Source organism: Faecalibacterium prausnitzii (assembly GCF_003324185.1).
GTDB lineage: Bacteria > Bacillota > Clostridia > Oscillospirales > Ruminococcaceae > Faecalibacterium > Faecalibacterium prausnitzii.
Genome location: NZ_PXUP01000032.1, coordinates 1 through 12564 on the forward strand (window position 1 = coordinate 1; position 12564 = coordinate 12564).

At 58.4% G+C, this 12564-nt stretch carries 11 protein-coding genes; 5 read left to right on the forward strand and 6 right to left on the reverse strand.

All coding sequences use genetic code 11. The features are described 5' to 3' along the window. Window positions 1-215 precede the first annotated feature (215 nt). The 3 genes from C7J97_RS13800 to C7J97_RS13810 are packed head-to-tail and all read left to right on the forward strand — an operon-like array spanning window position 216 to window position 2693. Complete coding sequence (locus tag C7J97_RS13800; RefSeq protein ID WP_113993294.1) at window positions 216-1079, forward strand: TraX family protein; 864 nt, start codon at window positions 216-218, stop codon at window positions 1077-1079. Between the two features lie 4 nt (window positions 1080-1083). After that, on the forward strand, window positions 1084-1764 hold the full coding sequence (locus tag C7J97_RS13805; RefSeq protein WP_113993296.1) for a response regulator transcription factor: 681 nt from the start codon (window positions 1084-1086) through the stop codon (window positions 1762-1764). Beyond that, a complete protein-coding gene (locus C7J97_RS13810; protein WP_113993297.1) occupies window positions 1746-2693 on the forward strand; it encodes a histidine kinase dimerization/phospho-acceptor domain-containing protein in 948 nt (315 codons plus the stop codon). The genes C7J97_RS13805 and C7J97_RS13810 overlap by 19 nt, the downstream gene beginning before the upstream one ends. A 156-nt stretch (window positions 2694-2849) precedes the next feature. On the opposite strand, the gene C7J97_RS13815 is transcribed toward C7J97_RS13810, so the two are convergent. The 3 genes from C7J97_RS13815 to C7J97_RS13825 all read right to left on the reverse strand — a co-directional run bounded on the left by C7J97_RS13815 (window position 2850) and on the right by C7J97_RS13825 (window position 5605). Beyond that, window positions 2850-3785, reverse strand: coding sequence for an alpha/beta fold hydrolase (locus tag C7J97_RS13815; protein ID WP_113993299.1), 936 nt, complete (start codon window positions 3783-3785; stop codon window positions 2850-2852). A gap of 21 nt (window positions 3786-3806) precedes the next feature. Continuing rightward, a complete protein-coding gene (locus C7J97_RS13820) occupies window positions 3807-4058 on the reverse strand; it encodes an AbrB/MazE/SpoVT family DNA-binding domain-containing protein (protein WP_005922780.1) in 252 nt (83 codons plus the stop codon). Between the two features lie 251 nt (window positions 4059-4309). After that, window positions 4310-5605, reverse strand: coding sequence for a cation:proton antiporter (locus C7J97_RS13825; protein ID WP_113621615.1), 1296 nt, complete (start codon window positions 5603-5605; stop codon window positions 4310-4312). 102 nt (window positions 5606-5707) lie between these two features. Between C7J97_RS13825 and C7J97_RS14910 the strand changes: the two genes are divergently transcribed. Continuing rightward, window positions 5708-5911, forward strand: a complete 204-nt coding sequence (locus C7J97_RS14910) for a hypothetical protein (protein ID WP_147232774.1) — start codon at window positions 5708-5710, stop codon at window positions 5909-5911. A gap of 9 nt (window positions 5912-5920) precedes the next feature. On the opposite strand, the gene C7J97_RS13830 is transcribed toward C7J97_RS14910, so the two are convergent. After that, complete coding sequence (locus C7J97_RS13830; protein ID WP_113621614.1) at window positions 5921-6949, reverse strand: glycosyltransferase family 2 protein; 1029 nt, start codon at window positions 6947-6949, stop codon at window positions 5921-5923. A 249-nt stretch (window positions 6950-7198) separates the two neighbouring features. Between C7J97_RS13830 and C7J97_RS13835 the strand changes: the two genes are divergently transcribed. Further along, the gene (locus C7J97_RS13835) at window positions 7199-8776 is read left to right on the forward strand and encodes a RecQ family ATP-dependent DNA helicase (RefSeq protein ID WP_113993300.1); all 1578 of its coding nucleotides are present in this window, start codon (window positions 7199-7201) and stop codon (window positions 8774-8776) included. Window positions 8777-8953: 177 nt separating this feature from the next. Here the strand turns inward: C7J97_RS13835 and nrdG are convergent, their stop codons facing one another. Then, a complete protein-coding gene (gene nrdG, locus C7J97_RS13840) occupies window positions 8954-9511 on the reverse strand; it encodes an anaerobic ribonucleoside-triphosphate reductase activating protein (protein ID WP_113993301.1) in 558 nt (185 codons plus the stop codon). An 89-nt stretch (window positions 9512-9600) separates the two neighbouring features. Beyond that, on the reverse strand, window positions 9601-11772 hold the full coding sequence (nrdD, locus tag C7J97_RS13845) for an anaerobic ribonucleoside-triphosphate reductase (RefSeq protein ID WP_005922766.1): 2172 nt from the start codon (window positions 11770-11772) through the stop codon (window positions 9601-9603). Between the last annotated feature and the right edge of the window lie 792 nt (window positions 11773-12564).

Here is a 12564-nt window from a genome sequence, read left to right on the forward strand (position 1 = left end):
GAACACAGAAGTTAAGCTTACTTGTGCCGAAGATAGTTAGCTGGAAACGGCTTGTGAAAATAGGTAGTCGCCGACTTGAACAGAAAGCTCTGAGATGAAAGTCTCAGGGCTTTTTTGTTGCGTTTTGGGGCAAAAAATAGTATTATAAAAGCAGAACTTTATACTTTCTACAGATTTCCCTGTTACACTGAATGCACAAGGAAAGGAGAGTCTGTATGGACAAATTAACGAAAAAAGGGCTGGACGGTACCCAGCTCAAGACCATTGCACTGGCGCTGATGGTGCTGGACCACATTCATTATTTCTTCGAGTTCACCGGCTGCATCCCGACGGTGTTCAGTATGCTGGGGCGGCTCAGTGCGCCGCTGTTTCTGTTCTGCACGGTGGAGGGCTTTGCCCACACCCATGACCGCAAGCGGTATTTTATCCGCATCTGGGCCATTGGTACAGCCATGGCGGCGCTGGAATTCTTTATGATCTACGCCAAAGCCTTCCGGCGCGGGGATGACTTCTACCCCCAGAACGCCATCTTTCAGGATCTGATGCTGCTGTGCATCGTCTGGCAGGGCATCGACTGGCTGCGGGAGAAAAAATTCGCAAAGGGCATTGGCGCTATTGCCGCCGTTCTGTGCTGGCCGTATGTGGTGATCGTGTTTCTGCTGCTCTTCCCGCAGGTGCAGGATATGCCCATTGCTTCGACAGTCGTGGCCTTTGTCATCACCAGCCCGCTGCCCATGTGGACAGGCATCACGGACGGCAGCTGGAGCTTTTTGCTGGGCGGTGTGCTGCTGTATGCATTGCGCGGACGGCGCAAAGTGCAGCTGACAGTATGGGCACTGGTGATTTTCCTGTGTGACTTTGCGCTGACCTTTGGGATGGCTTGCCGACAGGATGGTTTTGTCTGGACGCAGATGTTCACCGACTACTACGAGTGGTTCGGGGTGGCGGCGGTGCTGCTGATGCTGCTGTACAACGGGCAGCGGGGCAAGGGCCACAAGCAGTTGTTCTACTGGTTCTACCCCGCCCATGTGTATCTGCTGTATGGGGCATCCTGCCTTGTTTATAACGTGTTGAGGTGATTTTGTGGCAAACATTCTGGCAGTGGATGACAATCTGGAGCTCTGCAAGCTGATCCGCACCACTTTGGAGCGGGACGGCCACCGGGTAGAAACGCGGCAGGCGGGCAGAGATCTGACCGAGCCGCTCTGCCGCTGGGCAGACTGCATCCTGCTGGACGTGATGATGCCCGGGGAGGACGGTTTTGCGGTCTGCCGGCGCATCCGCAGCCTGACCGAAGTGCCCATCCTGTTTCTGAGTGCCCGCACCGACGAGGCTGCTGTGTTGGAGGGGCTGGGCATCGGGGCAGACGACTTTTTGTCCAAGCCTTTCCGGGTGGCAGAGCTGCGGGCGCGGGTGGCGGCACATCTGCGGCGGCAGAGCCGTACCCCGGCGCACCGGATGGTGCGCAGCGGCGTGGCCTTTGACCTGACCGCCCGGAGCGCGGCGGTGGAAGGGAGAGAACTGCCCTTGACCCGCTCGGAGTATGCCATCTGCGAGTATCTGGCGCTGCACGCCGGGCAGACCTTTACCAAGGAGCAAATTTACGAAGCGGTTTTTGGTATTGACGGCACTGCGGACGACACCGCCGTGACCCAGCACATCAAAAATATCCGGGCAAAGCTGCGGGCGGCGGGCGTGCCGGAGCCGGAAAAGCTGCTCAATACCGTATGGGGCGTGGGGTACCGATGGAAAAGCGAAGACTGACCTCTCTGCGCAGCGTGCTGCTGCAATATCTAGTGCGCACGGCGCTGGCCTGCCTGCTGGTCGCGGTGGGGTGGCTGCTGGTGGTGCTGCTGTGGATCCAGAACAGCGGGCTGTTTCTTCCCGCGAATCAAGCTGCACAGGCCTGTCAGAAAGCCGCACAGGACGTTTTGCCGGGCATGACCGCCGCCACCTTTGACGAGACGCAGCTGGACTCCTTGTGCCGGTACGCCCTGTTTGCCGCGCCGGACAGCAGCGAGGTGCTGGCCACCAACATGGATGCCGGGCACTTGCAGCGGGCAATGGAGAACCGGCAGGGGAAAACCCGCTGGCATTTTGGCTACACACAGTATTATATGACGTCGAAATTGCAGGACGGAACGGTCTGTCTGCTGCAATTTGACTATGCCGTGCCCTACGCCGACCCTGCGCTGCGGGGTGTGCTGCCGGATATGCAGACCGTGCACTGCATTCTGGGCATTCTGCTGTTGGTAGGCGCGGTGGTGTGGAGCACCCACAGGACCGGGCGCTTCCTGACCCGGGAGACCGAAAAGCTGACCGCCGCCGCGCAGGCGGTGGCGCGGAAGGATCTGGACAGCGCGGTGTTTTCCGGCGCGAAGGTGCGGGAGTACGAGAGCACTTTACAGGCATTGCAGACCATGGGCGACGCCCTGACCGGCAGCCTGCAGAAGCAGTGGGCCATGGAGCAGCGGCAGCGGGAGCAGATCATTCAGCTGTCCCACAAGCTGAAAACGCCGCTGACCATCATCGAGGGCAACGCGGAACTGCTGGCAGAGGATGACGGCCTGACTGCAGAACAGAAAGCGCAGGTGGAGTCTATTTTGCAGGGCGCAGAGCAGACCCGCACCTATCTGGGTAAGATCCGCGCCGAGGTGCAGACCCCGCTGCGCTATAAACGGAATGTAGAATGATGACGAAAAAGGCTTCCCAAACGCCCGCAGGCGTTTGGGAAGCCAAATAAAAATGTTTGTTCCGCTGAGAATATCCAGAGCGAAGCGGAGGACATTTCTAATCGTCTTACGCGAAAGGGCTGCTGCACAAAACGTGCAGCAGCCCTTTGTTTGTATTTACTGTTTTGCCAGCTGTTTGTCCAGCCATGCGGCGATGTCCCCGAAAACCTCCAACTTGTTGGTCTCCACCAGCAGCTCGTGGCGGGCACCGGGGTAGAAGATGCTTTCAATGTTCTGCACACCGGCGTCCTTCAGGCTCTGGATGGCGCGGCGCACGCCCTTGCCCTGCTCGCCCACCGGGTCGGCATCGCCGGAGAGGAAGAGCAGCGGCAGCTCCTTGGGCATCCGTGCCAGAAAAGCCGGGTCGTGCAGGCGCAGGATGCCGCTGAACATACTGTAATAGGCGTTCAGCGTAAAGGTAAAGGTGCAGCGCTCCTCGGCCAGATACTTGTCCACCTCGGCCTGATCGCGGTTGAGCCAGTCGTGGGTGGTGCGGCCCTCCAGCCCCTTATTGTAGCCCATAAAGGAAAGGTTGGCCACAAGGCTGCTGCGGTAGTGCCAGCCGTGGAAGGCGGCCAGCACCCGGCAAAGGGTCTTGGCAACCTTGACCAGCGCCTTGGGTTGGAAACCTGTGCCCATAATGATGGCACCGTTCAGCTCCCGGCCATACTCGCACAAATACTGCCGGGCGTAGAACGAGCCCATGCTGTGCCCCAGCAAAAAGTAGGGCAGGTTTGGGTACAGCTCCTTGGTAAGCACGGTCACGGCGTGCAGGTCGGCCAGTACGGCGCGGTTGCCGTCCGGCTCGGCAAAGTAGCCGTAGTCCTCCTTGGTGCGGATGGATGCACCGTGCCCCAGATGGTCGTGTCCGGTGACCAGAATACCCCGGTCGGCCAGATATTCCGCCAAGGGGCGGTAGCGGTCGATATACTCCACCATGCCGTGGGACAGCTGCAGCACCGCCCGCACCTGCCCCTCCGGGACGCAGCGAAAGCCGTGCAGGGTGCGCCCCGGCACGGTGGAGGGAAGGGTAAAGTCGATGAACCGGCTCATGGAAAGAGCCCCCTTTCTGCGTTACAGTGCGCTGAGCTTGCGGCGGCAGGCGCTGCAGATGCAGTAGCCGCCGAACTGGATGGCCTGCTCGTCCACCTCGCCGCAGAAATCGCAGCTGCCGGCGGGGCGGTGCTTTTTCAGGACGATGGCGTCCCCATCCACAAAGATCTCCAATTTGGTGTCGGTGTCGAGGTGCATACTAGTGCGCAGCTCCTTCGGCAGAACGATCCGTCCCAGCGAGTCAATGCCGCGAACGATGCCAGTGCTTTTCATAATGTGTCATTCTCCTTCACTATTCCTTATTCCTTTTTAGCAACCACTGACACAATAGGAAAATTGTGCCAGCGCTGATAAGCTCAGTATACAAAAAATAACACCATTCGTCAATGATTGCGTGCTGATTCGACAAAAAAAGACCTTCTGCACATAAAGGTGGGGGAGATTCTCTCCGTGAAAAAAGGGGTTCTGAAAAGCCTGCAGGCTTTTCAGAACCCCTAAATTACAAATAATTCTTTCTCGCCGTCTCAGCTCAGCTCCACAGGGGCTTCGGGCTGGTTCTCCACGCGGGCGCTGGTGCGTCCCTCGGGACGGATCTCTCCGGCGGCGACCAGCGAGATTTTGGTCAGAGTGGGGCCTACCAGCTCGTACACCAGCACCGAGAACAGCACCACGTTGCGCACCATGTGGCCGTCCGACAGCTCGGCGGCGGTGGCCGCCATGCCCAGCGCTACACCGGCCTGCGGCAGCAGGGTGATGCCCAGATATTTCTGAATAGCCGGGCTGCAGCTGGTGGCGCGGCAGCTCAGGTAAGAACCGCTGATCTTACCGGCAGAGCGCGCCACAATGTATACCACGCCGATGAGCAGCACCATGGGGTTGGTGAGGATGGTCAGGTCCAGCTCTGCGCCGGACAGCACGAAGAACAGGATGTTGATGGGGGACACCCAGCGGTCCAGACGGTCCATCAGCTCATCCGAGGTGGGGCAGACGTTGCAGAACACGGTGCCGGTCATCATGCACACCAGCAGCAGCGAGAAGCCGCAGCGGGTGCCGTTGATCTCGAACTTGGTCATGGACAGCCCCACGGTCAGCAGCACAAAGGCCACCGACAGGCTCATGCGCTTGGAGCGGGAGTGGAAGTAGACCTCCAGCAGGTTCAGCAGGTAACCGGCGGCAGCGCCCAGCGCCAGCGAGAGCGCGATCTCCAGCAGCGGCTCCAGCACCACGCTCACAGGGTCGATGCGGCCCTGCTCCAGCGCATTTGCCACGCCGTAGGAGGCCGAGAACAGCACCAGACCCACGGCATCGTCAATGGCGACCACCATCAGCAGGAGCTTGGTCAAAGGGCCGTCGGCCTTGTACTGCTTGACCACCATCAGGGTAGCGGCAGGGGCGGTAGCGGCGGCGATGGAGCCCAGCGTGATGGCAGAGGCCAGCGAGATGACGTCCGGGCGGGCAAAGTGCAGGGCAACAAGGGCGATATCCACCAGCGCGGTGGTGATCACCGCCTGCGCAACGCCCACGGTCACGGCGCGGCGTCCCATGTGCTTCAGGGCGCTGAGCCGGAACTCGTTGCCGATGACGAAGGCGATAAAGCCCAGCGCCACCTGTGTGAGGATGCCGTAGCCCTCCACGGCAGCAAGGCTGCCAAAGCCAAAGCCGAAACGGCTCAATCCCAGCCGACCCAGAAAGAAGGGCCCCATCAGCAGACCGGTAAGCAGGTAAGCGGTGACGGCGGGCAGACGCACGGCCTTGGCAGCGCGTGACATGAGCAGGCCGGCGATCAGGGCAAGGGACAGACAGATCAACATTTGTTCCATAATGTGGTTTGTATTGGGTGTGCAGCCAAAGGCCGCAGCACTCGGTTCCTCCTTGTCAAAAAAGTATCGAACTCCCGTGTGAAATCCAGCGCGGGGGTCAAAATGGGAAAACGTATCCAGTATACCGGAACAACGGAGGAAAAGCAACCATCCCGCGCGTTTCATACATCTTTTGAGACGAAAAGACAGAAACAGAACGAGAAAGGACGGAATACAAGCAGTTCGGCTGCCGTTTCCCTTTACGACCCCAGCCGTGAAAAAGGGATAGCGGAGCGCCCGCAGGCGTTCCGCTATCCCGAAATATAAAATATGCTCTTAGTTGAACTTGAAGATCTTGCGCAGCTGGCGGTAGGTGGCTACGACCACCTTGTCACCGCCGGGGAAGTGCAGGTCGGTCAGGCCGCCAAGGTTCACGCGCACGGCGCGGTAGACACCGGGGGTAACGTGATCCTTGAGGTACTGCCACAGCTCGGCCTTTTTGGCGTGTGCCTCGGCGCTGCCGTCCAGCAGCAGAAAGATGTCGCTGACCGCCATCATGACGGACAGGTAGTGCACCATGTAGGCGCGCAGACGCTTCTGGTCCTTCAGCGCGTCCAGATCCTGACAGTCGATCATGTGCCTGGTGACCCGCAGCTGCTGGTCCACACGGCCGACCATCACGCTCTCGTTCACGCTCTGGTCTGCGCGGCCGATGAAGTAGCGGTACAGATCCAGATCCATATAGTACATGCTCTTGACATAGGGCAGGGGCTGGTACACAAAGATGTTGTCCACATAGAAGGTGTGCTTGGGCAGCACCATGCCGCACTCACGCAGCACCTCGGTGCGGTACATGACCGAGTGCATCAGCAGGTTCTGATCCGGGCGGAAGCGCCGGACGTGCACCCAGTCAAACAGACGGTTCTGCGGGAACACGTTGGTGTAGCGCACGGTATGGCTGGTGCCGTCCTCCACGTGCTCGTACACATAGTTGCAGATCATCAGATCCGGCGCGGTGCCGCGGGCTACCAGCGTGGTCAGGCGCTCCAGCACCTTTTTCAGGGCGTCGGTGTCCAGCCAGTCGTCGCTGTCCACTACCTTGTAGTACAGGCCGGTGGCGTTGCGAATGCCCTGATTCACGCCCTCGCCGTGGCCGCCGTTCTCCTGATGGATGGCCTTGACGATGGTGGGGTACTTTGCGGCGTACTCGTCGCAGATGGCGGGGGTGTCATCCTTGACGGAACCATCGTCCACCAGAATGATCTCGGCCTGCTCGCCTGCGGTCAGCAGCGTTTCGATGCAGTGACGCATATAGGCTGCGGAATTGTAGCAGGGCACGGCAAAGGTGATAAGTTTCTGCTGCATATTATAAATGCTCCTTTTTACGTTGCATGGTCCATGCCGGGCAGTATGCGGGGTGGCATGGAGATATGTGTTCTCATTATAGCATTTTCGCGCCTGAAAAGCTATCCTTCCCGGGCAGAAAGAGCGCTTATTGCACACTTTTGCGCAAAGTGACGCTTTTTTCTGCCCAAAGTGCCGGTTTTGTGGTATACTGATAAGGTTTTGAGCGTTCTGCGCGTCAGTGCACCTATATATATAACGGAGGAAACCATGGAAAACCCGCACAGTATCCTGAAAAAAGTTTTCGGCTACGACAGCTTCCGCCCCGGGCAGGAGGAGATCGTCAGCCGCCTGCTGGCCGGGCAGGATGTACTGGCGGTCATGCCCACCGGTGCGGGCAAATCCATCTGCTATCAGGTGCCGGCGCTGCTTTTGCCGGGCATCACCATCGTGGTGTCCCCGCTGGTCAGCCTGATGAAGGATCAGGTGGGGGCGCTGGTGCAGGCGGGCGTGGCGGCGGCTTTTCTGAACAACAGCCTGACCGACAACCAGAAGGCGCTGATGCTGCACCGCGCCCGGGAGGGCTGGTACAAGATCATCTATGTAGCACCGGAGCGGCTGGAGATGCCGGGCTTCCAGCGGTTTGCGCAGGAGCGGCAGATCAGCATGGTCACGGTGGACGAGGCGCACTGCATCAGCCAGTGGGGACAGGATTTCCGCCCCAGCTATCTGCGCATCAAGGCGTTTGTGGACGGCCTGCCCAGCCGCCCGGTCATCGGCGCGTTCACTGCCACCGCCACCGCCCATGTGCGGGAGGATATCCGCACCCATCTGGCGCTGCAAGCGCCCTACGAGGTGACTACCAGCTTCGACCGCCCCAACCTGTACTTCGAGACCCGGCGGGCACTGCCCAGCCAGAAGCCCAAGGAGCTGCTGGAACTGGTGCTCAAAGAGGGCAATCATGCGGGCATCGTGTATTGCAGCACCACCCGGCAGGTGGACGAGACAGTGCAGCTGCTGCAGAGCCGCAGCATCCGGGCGGCAGCCTACCACGCCAAGCTGGATGCGGACACCCGGCGGCAGAATCAGGACGATTTTCTCTACGACCGGGTGCAGGTGATGGTGGCCACCAATGCCTTTGGTATGGGCATCGACAAGCCAAACGTGCGGTTCGTCATCCATTATAATATGCCCAAGGACTTGGAAAGCTATTATCAGGAAGCCGGACGCGCCGGGCGCGATGGTCAGCCTGCCCGGTGCACCCTGCTGTATTCCGGCACGGATGTGCGCACCATCCGCTTTTTCATCGACAAAGAGCGGGAGGCCGACAATGGTCTGCCCGCGGATGTAAAGGCCGAAGCCGCCCGCAAGGCAGAGGAGCGGCTCAAGTACATGACCTTCTATTCCACCACCCAGCACTGTCTGCGCGGCTTTCTGCTGCAATACTTCGGAGAAGCAGCGCCCAAAAAGTGCGGCAACTGCTCCTGCTGCCTTGCCGCCGAGCAGGAAGCCCAGCTGCAGGTGGAGTACGCCCGCCGCCGTGCCGCCCAGAGCGCCGACCGGCTGGAAAAGCCCCGCCGCGCAAAGCCCGCCGCAGCGGGCAGCCTGAGCGAGGCGGACGAAAAGCTGCTCAACGCCCTGTATGCGGTGCGCAAGCGCTTGGCAGGCAAGCAGAACCTGCCCGCCTTTATGGTGTTCAACGATGCCACCCTGCGGGAGATGGCAGAGAAAAAGCCCATGAGCATCGACGAGCTGCTGAACATCAGCGGCGTAGGCGAAAAGAAAGCCGCCCGCTACGGCAACGCCTTCCTGCGCGTCATCGAGGACGCCGTGGGCAGCCGGGAGTGAGAAAAGAAAGAAGCCGCTGCACAGACTGTGCAGCGGCTTCTTTTAGTGCGGGACGATTTCGAATGGCCTCCGCGTTGCTTTGGCCATGTTCAGCGGAAGAATTATTTTTAATAGAGCGTTTGTCGCGGCCTGCGGGCCGCGACAAACGCATTTTCATGGGAGGTGATTCAATACGGTTTACCGTTCCATGGTATGGGTGGCGAACACCTTTTCGTCCTCCCACCACACGGGCTGCCCGGCGGCAAGGGACTTGGGTACATCCAGCAGGCGCTGGTTGCGGCTGCCGCGGAAGCGCAGGGAGATGTCGTGCTCGGCCTGCACGAATCTGCCGTCCACCAGCACATCCAGCAGCGCCAGCAGTTCGTCGGTCGCCTCGCACCGCGCGGGGCTGGGCTCTGCGCCGGTAAGCTGCTCCCACGTGTAGCCGGAGTAGCACCACACCGTCTTGGCGGGGTACAATGCCTTGAAGTTGCGCACAAAGGGCAGCAGCTCCCGCTGGTTCTCCGGCTCAAAGGGTTCGCCGCCCAGCAGGGAGAGCCCGGCGATATAGTCCGGCTGGCAGGAGGCGAATACCTCGTTGCGCACGGTCTTATCAAAGGGCTGACCGTAGTCAAAATCCCATGCCACGGCGTTGAAGCAGCCCGGGCAGTGGTGGCGGCAGCCGGACACAAAAACGCTGGTGCGCACCCCGGGGCCGTTGGCGATATCGTAATATTTGATGTTTGCGTAGTTCATGCTCATGTTCCTGTCGTTTGCTGAAAAGATATTTGGAGCGGCCGAAAGGCCGCTCCAAATATCAAATCAAAAATAAAATTTAGCTGTTGTTACAGATGCAGCACGCGATCCTTGATCTCCTGCGTGCGGCCCTGGTTCCAGAACTGGGTGCCGATATAACCGCAGGTGCGGCGGGCGACGTTCAGCTTGTTCTGGTCGCGGTTGCCGCACTTGGGGCACTCCCACACCAGCTTGCCGTCGTCCTCCACGATCTTGATCTCGCCATCATAGCCGCACACCTGACAGTAGTCGGACTTGGTGTTCAGTTCGGCATACATGATGTTGTCGTAGATGAACTGCAGCACGCTCATGACGGCTTCCAGATTGTCCTGCATGTTGGGCACTTCCACATAGCTGATGGCACCGCCCGGGGACAGGCGCTGGAAGTCAGCCTCGAATTTCAGCTTGGTAAAGGCGTCGATGGGCTCGGAGACATGGACGTGGTAGCTGTTGGTGATATAGTTCTTGTCCGTGATGCCCTTCACGATGCCAAAGCGCTTTTGCAGGCACTTGGCAAACTTGTAGGTGGTGGATTCCAGCGGGGTGCCGTAGAGGGAGTAGTCCATGTTCTCGGCCTTCTTCCACGCGTTGCACTTGTCGTTCATGTGCTGCATCACGCTCAGGGCAAAGGGCTTGGCACCGGCATCGGTGTGGCTCTTGCCGGTCATATACTTCACACACTCGTACAGGCCGGCATAGCCCAGACTGATGGTGGAGTAGCCGCCGAACAGCAGCTTGTCGATCTTTTCGCCCTTTTTCAGGCGTGCCAGTGCGCCGTACTGCCACAGAATGGGGGCAGCATCGCTGGGGGTGCCCAGCAGCCGCTTATGGCGTGCCTGCAAAGCCCGGTGGCACAGATCCAGACGCTCGTCAAAGATCTTCCAGAACTTTTCAAAGTTGCCGCCGGAGCTCAGGGCAACGTCCACCAGATTGATGGTGACCACGCCCTGATTGAAGCGGCCGTAGTACTTGGGCTTGCCGGTCTCGGGGTCCACATAGGGAGTCAGGAAGCTGCGGCAGCCCATGCAGGTGTAGCAGTGGCCCTCGCCGTTCTTGTCCACCTTGAGTTCCAGCATCTTCTTTTCCGAGATATAGTCCGGCACCATGCGCTTGGCGGTGCACTTGGCGGCCAGCTCGGTCAGGTAGTAGTAGGGAGTGCCGGGGCGAATGTTGTCCTCTTCCAGCACATAGATCAGCTTGGGGAAGGCGGGGGTGATCCACACACCGGCCTCGTTCTTCACGCCCTGATAGCGCTGGCGGATGGTCTCCTCGATGATGATGGCAAGGTCGGCCTTTTCCTGCGGGTTGCGGGCCTCGCCCAGATACATGAACACGGTAATAAAGGGTGCCTGACCGTTGGTGGTCATCAGGGTGACCACCTGATACTGGATGGTCTGCACGCCGCGGTTGATCTCGTTGCGCAGACGACGCTCCACGATCTCCTTCTTGCGCTCGGCAGAGACGTCCAGACCTTCCATCTCCAGCTCTACCTCGGCGGCGATCTTCTTGCGGGAGACGTCCACAAAGGGAGCCAGATGGGTCAGGCTGATGCTCTGGCCGCCGTACTGGTTGGAGGCCACCTGTGCAATGATCTGGGTGGCAATGTTGCAGGCAGTAGAGAAGCTGTGCGGCTTCTCAATATAGGTGCCGGAGATGACAGTGCCGTTCTGCAGCATATCCTCAAGGTTCACCAGATCGCAGTTGTGCATGTGCTGGGCGAAGTAGTCGGAATCGTGGAAGTGGATCAGACCCTCCTGATGTGCCTTTACGATCTCCGGGTCCAGCAGCAGACGGGCGGTCAGATCCTTGGAGATCTCGCCGGCCATATAGTCGCGCTGCACGCTGTTGACGGTGGGATTCTTGTTGGCGTTCTCCTGCTTGACCTCTTCGTTCTGGCACTCGATCAGGCTCAGAATACGCTCGTCGGTGGTGTTGGTCTGACGCTTCAGGCTCTGGACGTAGCGGTAGGTGATATAGTGCCGTGCCACATCGTGCGCCTGAATGTCCATCAGTTGGTTCTCCACCAGATCCTGCACCTCTTCCACGCTGACTGCGCGGTTAAGCTGCTGGCACTGGTCGGTAACGGCTGCGGCGATCTGGGTGATCTGCTCCCGGCTCAGGCGAGCCTGACCGCCCACGGAATCGCTGGCTTTGGTAACGGCGGTGATGATCTTGGTAATATCAAAAGGAACTTCTGCACCGTTTCGTTTGATGATCTTCATCGGTTCTCCTCCTTCTATATAGGCGCATTGTGAACGGGTACCTCTTACCATAAGAGATACCCGTCTGCGCACAACGATATCCAACAAACTGAATGTAGCTCTATTTTATCATTATCTAGTGGCAAGTCAAGCAAAATACCACTATATTTTGCGTTTTGTAGCAATCGCCAAAAATCGTGGATATTTTTCGGGACAAAATTTTGCACGGAAAGTCTTGACAGAGCGACTTGCTTTCCGGTGGGTAATATCAGCCGCCGTCTATACCCGGTTGGGATTTGCTCTGCCTATATAATGTAATAATATAGGACTGAACCCTCTCAGGCATCGCGCAGCGATGCCTGAGAGGGTTCGTTGCGGTTGGAGTTTTGCCCCCACCCCCTCTCCGCAAAGAAATTGGAAAAAAGATGTCAAAAAGTGTTGACAAGATTGCCGGGGTGTGGTATTATACTTGAGCGCCAAGCGCTGAGACAAAAGAATGACTTCTGAAAGCTCAGCAGGAAGCCCTTGAAAAGAACCAATGAACGTTCAAATGTTCCGGTTAGCACCGAGAAACTGCTGAACGATTTAAGTTCACAAAACTTCAAAAGCTTCTCAAAAAAGTGCTTGACAATTTATCACGAAAGTGATAAAATAAATAAGCTGTCAGCCGAAAGGCTGCGGCGCACAGGACCTTGAAAATTGAACAATATCGAAAGAACTTGTAACGGAACCTATTTTCGTGTTGGAAAAACACGGTAAACAATTCCAAACAAAAGTAATTCACACAGGACGCAAGCGATTGCGTGCTGAGCG